Origin of the sequence: Halorubrum sp. PV6, from assembly GCF_003990725.2 — an archaeon.
GTDB lineage: Archaea > Halobacteriota > Halobacteria > Halobacteriales > Haloferacaceae > Halorubrum.
Window position 1 is genome coordinate 2,404,844 of record NZ_CP030064.1, and the last position, 16,212, is coordinate 2,421,055.

Sequence of the window (16,212 nt, forward strand, 5' to 3'; positions counted from 1 at the left end):
GTGTCCCGTCGCATGACCACCGCCGCCGGAACCGCTCGCCGCGTCGTCGACACCGCGCTCGACCGCCGCGTGACGTTTCTCGCGGCCGCCATCGCCTACTACGCGTTCGTCTCGCTCATCCCCGCGCTGCTCCTGCTCGTCGTCGTCGCCAGCGTGGCGTTCGGAGAGTCGATAGCCGCGGAGTTGGTCGCCGCGACCGGCGACTTCCTGACGCCGGCCGGCGAGGAGGCCGTCGCCGCGGCCGTCTCCAGCGCCGGCGGGCGGACCGGCGCGAGCCTGCTCGGGGTGGCGGTGCTGCTCTGGTCGACGCTCAAGGTGTTCCGCGGGCTCGACACGGCGTTCGTCGAGCTGTACGGCGTCGAAGAGGCGCCGGGGTTCGTCAAGCAGGTCACGAACGCCGCCTCCGTCGTCCTCGGCGTCGGTCTCGGTATCGGGGTGATGGTCGCCGTCGGCGCGTTCGTCGCGGCCGCCGACGCGGTCCCGCTGGTGGAGGCCGCGAGCGTGTTCGCGCTGCCGGTCGTCCTCGCCGTCGTCTTCTTCCCGATGTACTACCTCGTGCCGCAGTTGACCATCGGCGTCCGCGAGGCGGTTCCCGGAGCCGTCTTCGCGGCCGTCGGGTGGACGCTGTTACAGGCCGGCTTCCAAGTGTACGCCGCGGGCGCCGGGCAGTACCAGGTGTACGGAGTGATCGGCGGCGTCCTCCTCCTCGTCACGTGGCTGTACCTCGCGGCCGTCGTCGTCGTGGTCGGCGGCGTGGTCAACGTCGTGCTGTCGGGACGGGGCGGTGGCGCCGTCGCCCGCGACCACGACGCGGACCGGCAGTTACAACACGACCGCGGCCGACCCACGGGTATGAACGGTGAGTCGGACGGCGCGGCCGACGCCGGCGACGAGGAGCGCCCGGCGGGGGCGCCGGACGTGGCGGCGCTACAGGAGGAAGTGAGGCGGCTGCGGACAGAGTTCGACGCGTTCGAGGACGACGTCGAAGAACGCACCGTCGACAAGCCGGCCGTCGAGTCGGAACTCAAGCGATACGTTCGCTCGCGGATGCGCCGCGGTCACGCTCGGGGGTGGGGGCCGTACCTCGTCCTCTTGTACGGGACGGTGCTGATTCTCGGGGCCTTCTCGTTTCTCGACGGGCTCTACGCCATCGCCGCGATGCTCATCCTCGGGCTCTCGACGCTCGGGCTGTACACGCTCTTCATCCTCGTCGGCGTCGGCCTCAACCTGCTCGAAACGCCCGGCAAAGCGCTCGACTACGCCCGCGACCGTGGCGACGACTGACCGCGTGATCGGTCCATGAGCGGCCCCGCTGCGGCTGGCCCCGTCGCGCCGGGACTCGTCTCCGCGGAGCGCGGCGTCGGCGAGATCGCCCTCGTCGACGCGCTCCCGGAGGCCGTCGTCGTCGTCTTCGCCGCCGTGACGCACCTCGCCGACCCGTGGTTCCTGTTCGGCCTCCTGGCCGTCGGCTACTGGTTCGGCGGCGGCCGGGTGGCGGGCTCGCCGCGCCGGGCCGGGGCGACCGCCATCGCCGCCGTCACCTGCGCGTACGCCGCCACCGCGCTCGGAAAGGCGTGGTTCGCGGTTCCCCGGCCGCCCGGCGCGGTCGGCCCCGCTGACGTGCCGGCGTGGCTGCCGGGGCTCCTCTCTGCGTGGTACGAGGGACAGGTCCTCTCCGACGGCTTCGGGTTCCCGAGCGGCCACGCGACCGGCGCGGCGGCCGCGTACCTCGCGCTGGCGCTCGTCTACGACCGCGCGTGGACCCCCGGACGCCGGTACCTCGCGGCCGGGGCCGTCGCCGTCGCGGTCGCGGCCTCCCGAGTCGTGATCGAGGTCCACTACCTCGTCGACGTGCTCGCGGGGTTGGCCGTGGGCGTCGGGGTCGTCCTCGGCGCGCTGTGGCTCGCCGGCGACCCGCGGCTCGGACGGTCCGGCGAGGCGAGCGACGGGGCGACAGACGCGCTCGACCCGACGCTGCCGTTTCTGTCGGCGGCGGTCGTCTCGGCCGGCGCGCTCGCGGTCGCCGTCGCGGGCGGTCACACCGGCGAGGTCGTCGAGGCGGGCATCGGCATCGCCACCGGCGCGGGCGGCGCGATCGGGTGGCGGTTCGTCGACGGCGACGAACCCGCAGTCCCGATCCGGATCGCGCTTCCCGCCCTCGTCGTCACCGGCGGGCTCTGGGTGGGCGCGTACGTGGCCTCGGAGTCGCTCGCGGTCACGCTGGCCGCGACGACCGCCGTCGTCGTCGCCGTCGTCGCGCTCCCGGCGCTCCCGAGCCGGGTCGAGTCGCTGGGCGCGTCGTAAGTAGCGGAAAACGAGAAGAGAGCGAGCCGCCGTTCAGTCGTCTTCGAGCGCCTGCGCGATACGCTGGAGCTGGCGGGTCGCGTCGCGGACCTCGTCGCGGAGCTGTCGGACCTCGCGGACGAGCTCTTCGTTGCCGGCCTGTCCGCCGCGTTCCTCGCCGTGACCGCCCGGACCGCCGCCCATCCCCGGCGGGCCGCCGGCGCCGCCCGGACCGCCGCCGCCGCCCATCATCCCGGACATCATCTGCGCGAAGGGGTTGCCGCCACCGCCGCCACCGCCCATCCCCGGCGGGCCGCCGCCGCCCATCATCTCCTCGGGGTCGGGCCGGTCGCCTTCCTCGCGCTCCTGCTCGCGACGCTCGCGGATCTCCTCGACGCGCTCGCGGAAGGATTTCTCTTCGCCGTCGTCGCCGCCCTCGGCTCCGGCGGCGCTGTCGGCCTGTTCGTCGCCGGCGTCGGTGTCGTCGTCTGCCATGAATCCCGGTTTGGCGTCCCGGCCGAAAAGGGTTGCCGTGCCGACCGCGACGGTGCGTTTATAAGCGATCCGCCGGGGAGCGGGCCGACTGCGGCGGCGAGCGCGTCATCTCGACGGCGACGGCATCATCCGCGACGGCGACGCTACTCGTGGCCCGAGACGCGGACCGGCTCGTACGGCGCTTCGAGCCACTCGATATCCGAGTCGGACAGGTCGATGTCGAGCGCCTCGACGGCGTCTTCGAGGTGTTCGACGCTGGTCGTACCGACGATGGGCGTGTCGACCCACGGCTTGTGGAACAGCCACGCCAGCGCGATCTGGGCCATCTTCACGCCCTTCTCGTCGGCGAGTTCCGCGACGCGCTCGTTGACCGCGGGGCCGCCGCCCTCCTGGTACGGGTGTTCGTACAGGTGTTCTTCGGTCTCCCCGCGGAGCGTCGCGTCCACGTCGTCGTGCGGGCGGGTGAGGTACCCCCGCGCGAGCGGGCTCCATGGCATGACGCCGATCCCTTCCCGCTCGCAGAGCGGGAGCATCTCGCGCTCCTCCTCGCGGTACGCGAGGTTGTAGTGGTTCTGCATGGTGGCGAACCGGTCGTACCCCTCGCGCTCGCTGGCGTGGAGCGCAGCCGCGAACTGATGGGCCCACATCGACGAGGCCCCGATGTGACGAACCTTCCCGCGCCGCACCGCGTCGTCGAGCGCGGCGAGCGTCTCCTCGATTGGCGTCTGGTCGTCCCAGCGGTGGATCTGATACAGATCGATCGTCTCCATCCCGAGCCGGTCGAGGCTGTTCTCCAGTTCCTGTTCGATGGCCTTCCGCGAGAGCCCGCCCGAGTTGGGGTCCGACTCGTCCATCTGGAAGTACGCCTTCGTGGCGACGACGCTCTCCTCGCGATGGCCGTCCAGCGCCTCTCCGAGGACGCGCTCCGACTCGCCGTTCGAGTACATGTTGGCGGTGTCGAAGAAGTTGATACCGAGTTCGAGCGCGCGCTCGACGATGGCCTTCCCTTCGTCTTCGTCGAGGACCCACTCGCGCCAGTCCGGGTCGCCGAAGCTCATACAGCCGAGACAGAGTTTCGAGACGGTCGTCCCGGTGTCGCCGAGCGTCGTGTACTCCATACCGCGAGCAGACACACCGAGTGTAAAAAACTACGCGCGCCGGCGAACGGCGCGAGTCCCTACAGGTCGCGGAACGACGCCGTGTAGACCAGGAACGCACCCGTCAGGATGATAAATGCGAGGAACGTCACCAGCGCGAGCACGTTCGCGACCGGAGAGAGCGGATCGAGGAACGACTGGCCGGTGGAGTCGAGCACGAGGACGGCAAGGAGGGCCGCGATCAACCCGAGAAGCCAGTTCGTGAGGATGTTATCCATACCCGGTCACACATCGAGGCCGTACAAAAAGGATCGTGGTTTCGGTAACGACCGGCCCGTAGAGATACAGTGGCGGCGCTCCTACGGCAACCATGAGCGACAGATCCGTGTGTTGGCTGCTTGGCGATCAGCTCAACCCAGACCTCGACGCGGTCGCCGACGCCGACGAGGTGTTACTGATCGAGGCCCACGAGTTTGCCGACCGGAAGCCGTACCACGCCCACAAGTTGACCCTCGTGTTCTCGGCGATGCGCCACGCGCGCGACACGCTCCGGGAGCGCGGCCACGAGGTGACGTACGTTCAGGCCGACTCGTTCGGCGAGGGCGTGGCCGAGTTTCTCGCAGAGCGCCCCGACGCACGCCTCCGGCTCATGCGACCCGCGAGCCACGGGGCGGCCGACCGGCTGCAGGAACTCGTCACCGACCGCGGCGGCTCGCTGGAACTGCTGGACAACGAACTGTTCTGGACGACGCCGGCCGACTGGCGCGACTGGGCGGGCGAGACGGACGAGGCTGGGCCTCTCGTCGACGACGACGGGAGCGCCGACAGACGCTACCGCCAGGAGAGCTGGTACCGCCACGTCCGCCGCGAGACGGGCGTGCTGATGGACGGCGACGAGCCGGTCGGCGGCGAGTGGAACTACGACGACCTGAACCAGGAGACGCCTCCGGACGACTGGGAGCCGCCGGAGCGGCCGTGCTTCGAGCCGGACGCGCTCACCCGCGAGACCCACGCGTGGGTCCGCGAGCGGTTCGACACGTGGGGTAACGACTCGCTCGACGGGTTCGCGTGGCCGGTCACGCGGGACGAGGCGCAGGCGGCGCTCGACGCGTTCGTCCGCGACCGGCTCCCGTCGTTCGGGCGGTACGAGGACGCGATGGTGACGGGCGAGCCGTTCCTCTCGCACTCGCTGCTCTCGCCGGCTATCAACCTCGGCCTCCTCGACCCGCGCGAGCCCGTTCGGGCGGCGACGGCGGCGTACGAAGAGCGCGGCGTCGAACCGGGCGGGTACGAGCCGGCAGAGGACGCCGCGAGCGGCGCCGCGGCGACGACGCTCGACGCCTTCGCGCCGGACGACACCGACTCGGCGGCCGACCGCGAGCCCGCTCCGGTCCCGCTCAACGCGGTGGAGGGGTTTATCAGGCAGATACTCGGCTGGCGCGAGTTCATGCGACACGTCTACCGCGAGGCGATGCCGGCGCTGGCGTCGGCCAATCAGCTGGAGCAGTCGCGGAACCTCCCGCCCGCCTACTGGGACGGCGACACGGAGATGCGGTGTCTCTCCGAGGCCGTCGACCACGTCCGCGAGTACGGCTACGCCCATCACATCGAGCGACTGATGGTGCTTTCGAACTTCGCGCTGATCTACGGCGCCGACCCGGGCGAAGTGAACGAGTGGTTCCACCTCGGCTTCGTCGACGCCTACCACTGGGTGACGACGCCGAACGTGGTCGCGATGGGGTCGTTCGGGACCGACGTGCTCTCCTCGAAGCCGTACGCGTCGTCGGGGAACTACGTGAACCGCATGAGCGACCACTGCGCCTCGTGTCCGTACGCGGTCTCGCGGACGACGGGCGAGGGCGCGTGCCCGTTCAACGCGCTCTACTGGGACTTCCTGAAGGAAAACGAGGAGACGCTCCGGGGCACCGGCCGGATGGGACTGATGTACTCACACGTCGACAACAAAGACGAGGAGGAGTGGACCGCGATCCGCGAGCGGGCGGCCGCGGTCAGAGAGCTGGCGGCGAACGGGGAGCTGTGACGGCGGGGCGACGGAACTCGATCACTCGCCGGCCGTGAGACGCTGCACGCGGGGAATCACCTGCTCGTAGCCGAGCGCGACGACCCCGACGTACAGCGCGAGCAGGCCCATTCCGACCGCCCACGCGCCGAGGACTAACTCTCCGCCGGAGACCGCATCGAGCCCGATGCGCTCGAGCGTGACGCCGATCGCCGAGGCGGCGCCGGCGCCGACGACGACGGCGAGGAGTTCGAACAGTTCGACGACAACCGCGGGTACGTCGGCCATACCGGCTCGCGACGGCCGGTGAATATGACTCTTTCGGGAGCCGCGTCGCCGTCGCGCACGTTAAACGCCCGAAAACGTCCCCGTGAGCGTTATTTGAGGCCGAACGCCCGCATCGTCGAGTCGGCGATGCCCTTCGCGATCAGTGCGAGACCGGCCAGAAGCACCATGACGCCGCCGCCGACGACCGGGTCGTGGACGGTCAGGATGCCGACCGCGACGAACACGACCGCGACGCCGGCGATGCCTTCGGAACCGAGGGTGTCGCGCATACGCACCGATTACGGCGGTTGCGGGTTAAAAGGCCGTTTCGGCGTTGAGGTTTAAAAGGCCGTTTCCGGACGGAGAGCGGCCCTTTTATTTCAGCGAGCGCGTATCACCGCGTACGCATGAGCAACGGAGACGGCGGTCGGAACGACCTCCGGATGCCCGACGATGACGAGGTGTTCGCCGAGGTCGTCGAGATGCTCGGCGCGAACCGCGTCCGAGTGCGCTGTGCGGACGGGACAGAGCGGACCGTGCGCATCCCCGGACGGATGCAAAAGCGGGTCTGGATCCGCGAAGACGACATCGTCCTCGTCGAGCCGTGGGACTGGCAAGACGAGAAGGGCGACATCACGTGGCGCTACGAGAAGAGCGAGGCCGAACAGCTTCGCGCGGAAGGCCACCTGCAGTAGGCGGGCGTCACGGCGCGCGGTTTTTAAGTCCGAACGGCCCGGAACGGGCGTATGATCCGGCTCGCGATGACGACGGCCGCCGAGACCTTCGAACGGGTGCGCGAGCCGCTCGCCGAGCGCGGCATCGCGGTCGACCACGTGCAGACGAAAGAGCGGGCGCTTCGCGTCTCGGGCGGCGACTCGACCGACGAGTTCGCCGGTTTCGACGCCGGCTTCGTCTACCCCTCCCGGCTCATGGAGGGCGCGGTGGTCGACCGGCGGCTCTCGGTCCCGTGGGTGAACGGGCGAGAGGCCGTCTTGACCTCCCGAAACAAGGCGGGCGTGCTCGCCGCCCTCGACGAGGCCGGCGTCCCGACGCCGCGGACGACGGTCGTCTCGAACCCCGTCGACGAGGCGGTCGTCACCGAGGCCGTCGCCCCGTTCGACTACCCGGTGGTGGTCAAGCCGAACTCCGCGACTCGCGGCGTCGGGGTCGCGACCGCGGCCGACCTGGACTCGCTTTTGGGCGTCGTCGACTACCTGAATCTCGTCCACGACTACCGCGCGACCGGCGACAAGTCGTACCTGATCCAGGAGTTTCTCCCGGAGGCGCGCGACTACCGCGCGATGGTCGTCGACGGCGCGTACGCCGGCGCGGTCGAACGGCGGCTCTCCCCCGACGCGGTCGAGGCGGGACGCTGGAAGCACAACGTCCACCGCGGCGCGACCGCGACCGGAGTCGACCTCCCGGAGCGCGCCCGAACGCTGGCGGAGCGGGCGGCCGCGGTCCTCGACATCGACTACCTCGGCGTCGACATCCTGGCGTCTGACGGGCGGCTGGTCGTCAACGAGACCAACGCGCGACCGACGATCGACGCGGCGACGAAGTACGAGCCGGGGTTTTACGACCGGCTGGCGGCGCTCGTCGAGCGAACCGCGAAGGAAGGATAATCCGGCGCGACGCTACTCTAAGTCGATCGAGGCGGAGTCGTCGTCGCGGTCGAAGGTGACCTCTAACACGCCGTTGTTGAACGTCGCGTTGGCGGAGTGTTCGTCGACCGGGACGGGGAGTTTGACGGTCTCGTCGTACTCGCGCCGGTCGGACGCCGCGGAGATGGTAAGCGACTCACCGTCGCACTGCAGCGAGAGTTCGTCTTTCGAGACGGCCGGGAGGTCAGCAACGAGTCGCACGCCCTCCTCGGTCGTGTACGCGTCCACGTGCGTCGCCGAACCGAAGCCGGCGTCCTCGTTTCCGGGCTCCCCGTTGGCCATCTCGTTCATCATCCGTTCGATCTCCTCGAAGAAGTTACCGAACGGATCGTCACGGTCGTCTCTGTCCATGGTTCACATGACGGCGGTGGCCCCGATAAGCCTTCTGTCCACGTCCGTCTTCGCCGGCGCTCGGAGGGTTTACGGGCTGTGCGTGCGGGGTTCGGCGCCTGTCGGTCGATCTCCAGATCACCCGTCGCTCGGCTCACAGCTCCGCCCGATTCGCGTCGTGGATCGAGCCGGATCGGTCGCCGAGGGGACAGACGCGCCGAGACCGATCGTAACAAAATCGAACGATAGTGACCGTCTCGCGCCAACTCGGTCGGATTTAAGTATCTGGGCTCGCCTTTTTCGAATATGAGTAAATCATACCTAGACGCCGGTGCTGACGTGAGCGACGACGAGGTCGTACGGGTGGGGCTGAACGGGTTCGGACGGATCGGACGGAACGTGTTCCGCGCGGTGTTGGAGTCGCCCCGGATCGAACTCGTCGGCATCAACGACGTGATGGACTTCGACGACATGGCGTATCTCGCGAAGTACGACACCGTCATGGGCCGGCTCGACGGCGTCGAGCGCGACGGCGACACGCTGACGATCGGCGACACCGCCGTCCCGCTGTACAACGTGCAGGACCCCGCCGACCTCCCGTGGGGCGACCTCGACGTCGACGTCGCCTTGGAGTGTACGGGCGTCTTCCGCACCCGCGAGGACGCGAGCGCACACCTCGAGGGCGGCGCGGACACCGTGATCATCTCGGCGCCCCCGAAAGGCGAGGAGCCGGTCAAACAGCTCGTGTACGGCGTCAATCACGACGAGTACGACGGCGACGACGTGATCTCGAACGCCTCCTGTACGACCAACTCCATCACGCCGGTCGCGAAGGTGCTCGACGAGGAGTTCGGCATCGACGCCGGCACCCTCACCACCGTCCATGCGTACACCGGCTCGCAGACGCTCATCGACGGCCCGAAGGCGAAGACGCGCCGCGGTCGAGCGGCCGCCGAGAACATCGTGCCCACCTCGACCGGCGCCGCGGGCGCCGCACAGAAGGTGCTTCCGCAGCTCGAGGGCAAAATCGACGGGATGGCGATGCGCGTGCCCGTTCCGAGCGGCTCGCTCACCGAGTTCGTCGTCACGCTCGACGAGACCGTCACCGAGGAGGACGTGAACTCGGCCTTCCGTGACGCCGCCGACTCCGGCCCGCTCGCCGGCGTCTTAGGGTACACCGACGACGAGGTCGTCTCCTCCGACATCGTCGGCCTCCCCTTCTCCAGTTACGTCGACTTAGAGTCGACGAACGTCATCGCCGGCGGGAAGCTCCTGAAGATCCTCACCTGGTACGACAACGAGTACGGCTTCTCGAACCGGATGCTCGACATGGCCGCCTACGTCCAGGACGAGGCCTGAGCGGTCGACGCGTTCCGCGACATCGCCCCCCGGCGGCAACGTTTCCCCGGAGAGCCACCCCTTAAATATTCCATCGACGACACTCACACAATGGCCGCGTTCGACACCATCGACGACGTTCCAGCAGAGAGCCGCGTCCTCGTTCGACTCGACCTGAACTCCCCGATAGAGGACGGCACGCCCCAAGACAACCGCCGCTTCGAGCGCCACGCGGAGACGGTCCGCGAACTCGCCGAGGCGGGCCACCGCGTCGTGCTGATGGCCCACCAGGGCCGCCCCGGTCGCGACGACTTCACGTCGCTCGCGGGCCACGCCGACATCCTCGCCGGACACGTCGACCGCGAGGTGGCGTTCGTCGAGGACACGTACGGCGACGCGGCGCTCGCCGCGATCGACGGGCTCGACGCGGGCGAGGTCCTCCTGCTGGAGAACACCCGGATGTGCGACGACGAACTCCCCGAGGAGTCGCCGGAGGAGAAGGCGGACACCGAGTTCGTTCGGACGCTCGCGCCGCACTTCGACGCGTACGTCAACGACGCCTACTCGGCGGCCCACCGCAAGCACGCCTCGCTGGTCGGGTTCCCGCTCGCGCTGCCCGCCTACGCCGGCCGCGTGATGGAGACGGAGTACGAGGCGAACACCGCAATCGCGACCCGCGAGTTCGACGGGCCGGTGACGATGGTGGTCGGCGGGACGAAGGCGACCGACGTGATCGGCGTGATGGACGCGTTAGACGACCGGGTCGACCGCTTCCTGCTCGGCGGCGTCGCGGGCGAGCTCTTCTTGCGCGCCGCGGGACACCCCGTCGGCCACGACGTTGGCGAGATGGACCTGTTCGACGAGCAGTGGGAGCGCAACCGCGAGCTGATCGAGTCGGTGCTCGACGAGCGCGGCGACGCGATCCACCTCGCGACGGACCTCGCGTACGCGGGGGCGGACGGCGAGCGCGCGGAGGTCGCCGTCGACGACATCGACGAGAAGACCGAGGGGTACCTCGACGTCGGCTCGGCGACGGTCGCCGACTACGAGCCGCTCATCCGCGAGTCCGACGGCGTGTTCGTGAAGGGTGCGCTCGGCGTCTTCGAGGACGAACGGTTCGCCGACGGGACCGTGGGCGTCCTCGAAGCGATATCCGAGACCGACTGTTTCTCGGTCGTCGGCGGCGGGGACACGTCGCGGGCCATCGAGATGTACGGACTAGACGAGGCCGACTTCTCGCACGTCTCCATCGCGGGCGGCGCGTACATCCGCGCGCTGACGGGCGAGCCGCTGCCGGCGGTCGAGGCGTTGACGGCGGCCGCAGATCGGTAGGCGAACTACTCTTCGTTTAAATCGAGGTCGAACTGCTCGTTTTCGGTGACGGCGTTGAGGACGACGCTCGTGTTCGACTCGCGGATGTCGGCGTCGGTGAGGATCGACTTGATCTGGTCGTTCATCCCGTCGGTGTCGGTGAACTTGCCGATCGCGATCACGTCGTAGTCGCCCGTGACCTCGTAGACGCTCACCATCTGCTTCTCCTGGCGGAGTTTTTCGGTCACGGCCGGGAGCGCGCTCCCCTCCACTTTCAGCTGGAGGACGGCGGTCACGTCGTAGCCGAGTTTGTCGTAGTCGACGATGGGCGTGTACCCGCGGATCACGCCCTCGTCTTCGAGATCGCGGAGGTGGTTCGACACCGTCGTCACGGATACGTCGAGTTCGTCGCCGAGGCTTCTGAGGCTCGCCCGCCCGTTGCTGAGAAGGGAGTTGACGAGTTTCGCGTCGAGGTTTTCGTACGTCATCACAGCTAATCACGCCGTCAGGGGTTTATAATTTTACGAACGTCCAGCATTCTTGCGCGACTGGCGGTTCATGCACCAAGCGATAAGGCCTTTATACTGGCAGATAAGGAAACAAACGTCCAGAACATGACGGACGAACACGCGAAACCAGACGGCGGCCTCACGGCCGAAGAACAGGCAGTACTCGACGAGATCGAGGAGAAAAACGTTGACTTCCTTCGCCTCCAGTTCACCGACATTCTCGGCGTCGTAAAGAACGTCTCCGTGCCGGCCCACCAGGCGGAGAAGGCGTTCACCGAGGGGATCTACTTCGACGGCTCCTCCATCGAGGGGTTCGTTCGCATCCAGGAGTCGGACATGCGTCTCGTCCCCGACCCCGACACGTTCGCGGTGCTCCCGTGGCGCAGCGACGGGGAGGGTGACAGCGGGGCGGCGCGGCTCATCTGTGACATCGTCACCACCGAAGGCGAGCCGTTCGTCGGCGGCCCGCGGCAGGTCTTAAAAAGCGTCCTCGAAGAGGCCGAGGAGATGGGCTACACCGTCTCCATCGGTCCCGAGCCGGAGTTCTTCCTGTTCGAGAAGGACGACGACGGGAATGCGACGACCATCCCCCACGACAACGGTGGCTACTTCGATCTGGCGCCGAAGGACCTCGCGTCCGACGTGCGCAAAGAGATCATCTTCACGCTCGAAAAGATGGGCTTCGAGATCGAAGCCTCCCACCACGAGGTCGCGGAGGGCCAACACGAGATCAACTTCAAGTACGACGACGCGCTCACGACCGCGGACAACATCGCGACGTTCCGCGCGGTCGTCCGCGCGGTCGCCGAGCAGCACGACCTCCACGCGACGTTCATGCCCAAGCCGATCGCCGACATCAACGGCTCGGGGATGCACAGCCACATCTCGCTTTTCGACGAGGACGGCAACGCCTTCGCCGACGACTCCGACGAGTTCAACCTGAGCGAGACGGCCTACCAGTTCATGGGCGGCATCTTAGAGCACGCCCCCGCGTTCACGGCCGTGACGAATCCGACCGTGAACTCCTACAAGCGCCTGGTGCCCGGCTACGAGGCGCCCATCTACGTCGCCTGGTCCGACACGAACCGCTCGGCGCTCGTCCGCGTCCCGGACGCCGCCGGCGTCTCCGCCCGCTTCGAGGTCCGCAGCCCCGACCCGTCCTGTAACCCGTACCTCGGGATGGCGTCGCTCATCGCCGCCGGCCTCGACGGGATCAAGACCGAGGCCGACCCCGGCGACCCGGTCCGCGAGGACATCTACGAGTTCGACGACGAGAAGCGCCAGGAGTACGGCATCGAGACGCTCCCGCCGAACCTCGGCGCCGCCGTCGAGGAGTTGGAGGCCGACGAAGTCATGCAGGAAGCGCTCGGTCCGCACACCTCGGAGAAGTTCGCCGAGGCGAAGTCGCAGGAGTTCAGCGAGTACCTCACCCAGGTCTCGGAGTGGGAAGAGGACCGCTACCTCGAGACGTTCTGAGGACGGCACGACCCGGATTTTTTCGGCTGTCGCGGCTCGGCTCGGTTCGCTCGCGATTTCTCGACCCGCGTAGTTGCACCCCTCGCTCGCGACGGGAACCGACCCGCGTTGACGACCGATAAAAAGAACTGCCGCAGTTGCTGTGACGCCGCGTTACCTCAACACTCCGACCAGCCGCACGACTCGCACGTCTTGCAGCCCTCGGAGTAGTAGAGGTTCATCCCGCCGCACTCGGGACATTCGGGTGACTCGCCGGCCGCGATCAGTTCCTGCGTCGCGTCGTCCGCACCGGCCGCGTCGTCCTTGGCCGCCGGGCCGGGACCGCTCGGCGCGTCGGTCGCCGCGTCGGCGTCGACCGCGCCGCCGTCGGTCTGGCTCGCCGGTTCGGCCGTGCCCTCGACGTCGTCGAGGCTCTGCTGTTGCGGGATGCCCTTGTCTATCTCGTCGTCGAGGTAGCGACGGAGCGCGGTGCCGATGGCGTCCGGGATCGACTGGATCTGCTCGCCTTTGTCCCACGCGACCTTCGGGCTCCGGGTGCCGTGGAGCTCGTCGACGATCTCCTCGGGGTCGACCCCCGAGCGGAGCGCCGTCGAGATAACCTTCGCGAGCGCCTCGGTGAAGGAGTTGGTGTAGCCGCCGGAGTGGCCGATGTTCGCGAACAGCTCGAACGGCCGACCGTGCTCGTCTTCGTTGATGGTGACGTACAGCTTCCCGTAACCGGTCTCGACGCGCTGGGTGACGCCGCTCAGCGAGTCGGGGCGCGGGCTGCGTTCGCTGTAGTCGATCCGGGGCTGCTCGCTGGCTTCGAGCAGATCGGAAATCTCCGCGTCGATCTGCGCCTGCACGTCCTCGTTGTCGAGGAACGACTCGATGCCGCCGAACACCTCGCCGATCTGTTCGACGATGGTCTCGGCCGCCTCGGCCTCGTCGGCGAACTCCGTGTTCTTCGCGCGCGTCGTGAGCACCTGCTTCGAGCGGGTGCCGTCGCGGTAGACGGTGACGCCCTTCCCGCCGTGGTCGTAGATGTAGCGGTACACCTCTTCCATCTCCTCGGCGGTGGCGTCGTTCGGGAAGTTACACGTCTTCGAGATGGCGGAGTCGACGCCCTCCTGACAGGCACACTGGACCGACGCGTGCTGCTTGCCAGAGAGATCGCCGGTGACGACGAACAGTTCGCCGATGGCGTCCGGGACCGTCTCTAACCCGTCCACGCCGTCGAACTCGTTGGTCGCCATCTGGTCTTGGGCCTCCTGTTTGACGGCGTCGACGTCGACGTCGTTCTCCTCTAAGGTGCGGAGGAAGTAGTCGTCGAACTCGACGAGCATCTCGTCGCCCTGCACGTCGTCGGAGACGTTCTTGTAGTAGGCGACGTTGTAGATGGGCTCACAGCCGCCGGTGGTGTTGCCGATCATCGACGTCGTGCCCGTCGGCGCGATGGTCGTCGTGTTGTGGTTGCGGATCGGGAAGCCGTCCGCCCACTCGTCGGCGTCGAGCCCGGTGTAGTGTTCGAACCAGTCGCGGTACTCGGTGGGATTCGCGTACTTCGAGTCCTCCCAGTCGTTGAACGTCCCGCGCTCTTCGGCGAGCTCGTGGGAGGTCTGTTTCGACGCGTGGTTGATGTGGGTCATCAGCTGGCGGGCGACCTCGTTGCCCGGCTCGGTCCCGTACTGGATGCCGAGCTGGATATACAGCTGTGCGAGCCCCATGACGCCGAGCCCGATCTTCCGCATGTCGCGGACCTTCTCCTCGATCTTCTCGACCGGGAAGTCCGACATCGTCACGACGTTCTCCAAGAAGCGGGTGCCGTAGTCGATCCGCTCGTCGAACTCCTCGAAGTCGATCGCCTCCTCTAAGAACGCCGACATCGCGGCCTCCTGTGAGTCGTACTCGTCGGCGTGTTCCGCAGACCAGACGCGCCAGTCCGGTGCGTCCTGCGCCGCGAGCGTCGAGAGGTTGATATGCCCGAGGTTACAGGCCTCGTACTCTTCGAGCGGCTGCTCGCCGCACGGGTTCGTCGCGAGGATCCGGTGGTCCGGGTTTTCTTCCACGTCGAAGGAGTGCTCCTTGTTCACCCGTTCGAGGTAGATGACGCCCGGTTCGCCGTTCTCGTGGGCGCCCTCGATCATGTCGTCCCAGAGCTCCTGTGCCGGGATCGAGAGGACCTCGCCGACCTCAACGTGCTCGCCGAGACCGAACATATCGTAGATCTCTTTCGTCTCGGGGGTCGCGACGTGGGGCTCCTCCGTGCGCGGGTTCGTGAAGGTGAACTCCTCGTCGTTGTACAGCGCCTCCATGAAGTCGTCGGTGACGCCGACGCTGATGTTGAAATTCGAGAGGTGGCCCTCGACCGCGTTCCGGAGGTGCTCGGGGACTTTCCCGTCCTCGTCGATCAGCTCGCGCGCCTCCTCTAAGGCGTCCGCGAAGGAGTTGTGCGTAAAGTCGTCGGGGTCGTTCAGGCGCAGCGAGTGGGCCAGGGAGACGTCTTTGTTCTTCGAGTGGATGAACTGGATGACATCGGGGTGCGAGACGCGCATGACGCCCATCTGTGCGCCGCGGCGCGCGCCGCCCTGCGCGATGGTCTCGCACATCTGGTCGAACGTCCGCATGAAGGTGATCGGGCCGGAGGCGATACCGCCGGTCGAGCCGACGGAGTCGCCGTAGGGGCGGAGCTTCCAGAACGCGTACCCCATGCCGCCGCCGGACTGGAACACCTCGGCCGCCTCCTTGGCGGTCTGGTGGATGTCCGTGATGTCGTCGCCGGGAGAGTCGACGAAGCAGGCGGAGAGCTGCTGGAGCTCGTCGCCCGCGTTCATCAGGGTCGGCGAGTTCGGCATAAAGGAGAGCTGCTCCATCCCGTCGCGGAACCGGTCCGCGGTCGCCTCGACGTGGTCGCGCACGGACTCGGGGAGTTCGGGGACGACGGTGTCGTACGCGAACTTGTTGACGTTGTGCGCGGTGAGCGTCGTCTCCGCGTCGTCGTCGACGGTCGTACCCGCACCGAAGACCTCCGCGGCGAGTTCGTCGCGTCGCGGGTGGTCGGGCTTCAGCTGGTCCGGCGTGACCGTGATCTCGACGTCCTGTTTTTCGGACTCGAAGACCGCCTCCGCGAGCGCGACGTTGCGCGCGACGCGGTCGAACAGCTCCTCGGGGTTCTCTATCGCCTCGCCGTCCGCGTTCTTCCGGAGGTAGCGCGCGGGGAGGATGTTGTTGTAGGCGTTGGCGGTGAGCCGCTCTTCCATCGTCTCGCCCGTGGTTCGTTTGATCGGCAGTTCGAGTTCGTCGGCGGCGACGCCGTCGCTGCTCATTCGACGGCCACCCCGCTCGGTTGACGTGCAATATGGGTCATCTGTAGTGTTGGTGTACTGGCGTGGCGGGCCCTTGTAGGTTCGGATACGAAGACCCGACAGGCGTCTATCTGTTTG

At 67.8% G+C, this 16,212-nt stretch carries 16 protein-coding genes; 8 read left to right on the plus strand and 8 right to left on the minus strand.

Going from position 1 to position 16,212, the window contains the following annotated elements; translation table 11 throughout:
* Together DOS48_RS25985 and DOS48_RS25990 are read left to right on the plus strand one after the other, a co-directional pair.
* On the plus strand, positions 1-1,284 hold the full coding sequence (locus tag DOS48_RS25985; RefSeq protein ID WP_127118491.1) for a YihY/virulence factor BrkB family protein: 1,284 nt from the start codon (positions 1-3) through the stop codon (positions 1,282-1,284).
* Between the two features lie 15 nt (positions 1,285-1,299).
* The gene (locus DOS48_RS25990; RefSeq protein WP_127118492.1) at positions 1,300-2,304 is read left to right on the plus strand and encodes a phosphatase PAP2 family protein; all 1,005 of its coding nucleotides are present in this window, start codon (positions 1,300-1,302) and stop codon (positions 2,302-2,304) included.
* A 33-nt stretch (positions 2,305-2,337) separates the two neighbouring features.
* On the opposite strand, the gene DOS48_RS25995 is transcribed toward DOS48_RS25990, so the two are convergent.
* From DOS48_RS25995 to DOS48_RS26005, 3 genes are all read right to left on the minus strand, one after another.
* Complete coding sequence (locus DOS48_RS25995; protein ID WP_127118493.1) at positions 2,338-2,778, minus strand: hypothetical protein; 441 nt, start codon at positions 2,776-2,778, stop codon at positions 2,338-2,340.
* 143 nt (positions 2,779-2,921) lie between these two features.
* Entirely contained in the window at positions 2,922-3,896 is a 975-nt protein-coding gene (locus DOS48_RS26000; RefSeq protein ID WP_127118494.1) for an aldo/keto reductase, read from the minus strand.
* Between the two features lie 59 nt (positions 3,897-3,955).
* Positions 3,956-4,153, minus strand: coding sequence for a hypothetical protein (locus tag DOS48_RS26005; protein WP_127118495.1), 198 nt, complete (start codon positions 4,151-4,153; stop codon positions 3,956-3,958).
* A gap of 92 nt (positions 4,154-4,245) precedes the next feature.
* Here DOS48_RS26005 and DOS48_RS26010 point away from each other — a divergent pair, with 92 nt between their 5' ends.
* On the plus strand, positions 4,246-5,916 hold the full coding sequence (locus DOS48_RS26010) for a cryptochrome/photolyase family protein (protein ID WP_127118496.1): 1,671 nt from the start codon (positions 4,246-4,248) through the stop codon (positions 5,914-5,916).
* Positions 5,917-5,937: 21 nt separating this feature from the next.
* Here the strand turns inward: DOS48_RS26010 and DOS48_RS26015 are convergent, their stop codons facing one another.
* Positions 5,938-6,183, minus strand: coding sequence for a hypothetical protein (locus tag DOS48_RS26015; RefSeq protein ID WP_127118497.1), 246 nt, complete (start codon positions 6,181-6,183; stop codon positions 5,938-5,940).
* Positions 6,184-6,272: 89 nt separating this feature from the next.
* Positions 6,273-6,452, minus strand: a complete 180-nt coding sequence (locus DOS48_RS26020; protein WP_127118498.1) for a hypothetical protein — start codon at positions 6,450-6,452, stop codon at positions 6,273-6,275.
* A gap of 117 nt (positions 6,453-6,569) precedes the next feature.
* Between DOS48_RS26020 and eif1A the strand changes: the two genes are divergently transcribed.
* Both eif1A and DOS48_RS26030 read left to right on the plus strand, forming a co-directional pair.
* Entirely contained in the window at positions 6,570-6,857 is a 288-nt protein-coding gene (eif1A, locus tag DOS48_RS26025) for a translation initiation factor eIF-1A (protein ID WP_127118499.1), read from the plus strand.
* A 51-nt stretch (positions 6,858-6,908) separates the two neighbouring features.
* The gene (locus DOS48_RS26030; RefSeq protein WP_127118500.1) at positions 6,909-7,787 is read left to right on the plus strand and encodes a RimK family alpha-L-glutamate ligase; all 879 of its coding nucleotides are present in this window, start codon (positions 6,909-6,911) and stop codon (positions 7,785-7,787) included.
* A 12-nt stretch (positions 7,788-7,799) separates the two neighbouring features.
* Here the strand turns inward: DOS48_RS26030 and DOS48_RS26035 are convergent, their stop codons facing one another.
* Positions 7,800-8,177 (minus strand): Hsp20/alpha crystallin family protein, encoded by a 378-nt coding sequence (locus DOS48_RS26035; protein ID WP_127118501.1) that lies wholly within the window; start codon positions 8,175-8,177, stop codon positions 7,800-7,802.
* 285 nt (positions 8,178-8,462) lie between these two features.
* Here DOS48_RS26035 and gap point away from each other — a divergent pair, with 285 nt between their 5' ends.
* Both gap and DOS48_RS26045 read left to right on the plus strand, forming a co-directional pair.
* Positions 8,463-9,515 (plus strand): type I glyceraldehyde-3-phosphate dehydrogenase, encoded by a 1,053-nt coding sequence (gene gap / locus DOS48_RS26040; RefSeq protein WP_127118502.1) that lies wholly within the window; start codon positions 8,463-8,465, stop codon positions 9,513-9,515.
* A 90-nt stretch (positions 9,516-9,605) separates the two neighbouring features.
* Positions 9,606-10,826 (plus strand): phosphoglycerate kinase, encoded by a 1,221-nt coding sequence (locus tag DOS48_RS26045; RefSeq protein ID WP_127118503.1) that lies wholly within the window; start codon positions 9,606-9,608, stop codon positions 10,824-10,826.
* A 5-nt stretch (positions 10,827-10,831) separates the two neighbouring features.
* On the opposite strand, the gene lrp is transcribed toward DOS48_RS26045, so the two are convergent.
* Positions 10,832-11,293, minus strand: coding sequence for an HTH-type transcriptional regulator Lrp (gene lrp / locus DOS48_RS26050; RefSeq protein WP_127118504.1), 462 nt, complete (start codon positions 11,291-11,293; stop codon positions 10,832-10,834).
* Between the two features lie 126 nt (positions 11,294-11,419).
* Between lrp and glnA the strand changes: the two genes are divergently transcribed.
* Entirely contained in the window at positions 11,420-12,790 is a 1,371-nt protein-coding gene (gene glnA / locus DOS48_RS26055) for a type I glutamate--ammonia ligase (protein WP_127118505.1), read from the plus strand.
* A 158-nt stretch (positions 12,791-12,948) separates the two neighbouring features.
* On the opposite strand, the gene DOS48_RS26060 is transcribed toward glnA, so the two are convergent.
* Complete coding sequence (locus DOS48_RS26060) at positions 12,949-16,095, minus strand: adenosylcobalamin-dependent ribonucleoside-diphosphate reductase (RefSeq protein WP_127118506.1); 3,147 nt, start codon at positions 16,093-16,095, stop codon at positions 12,949-12,951.
* Positions 16,096-16,212: the final 117 nt, after the last annotated feature.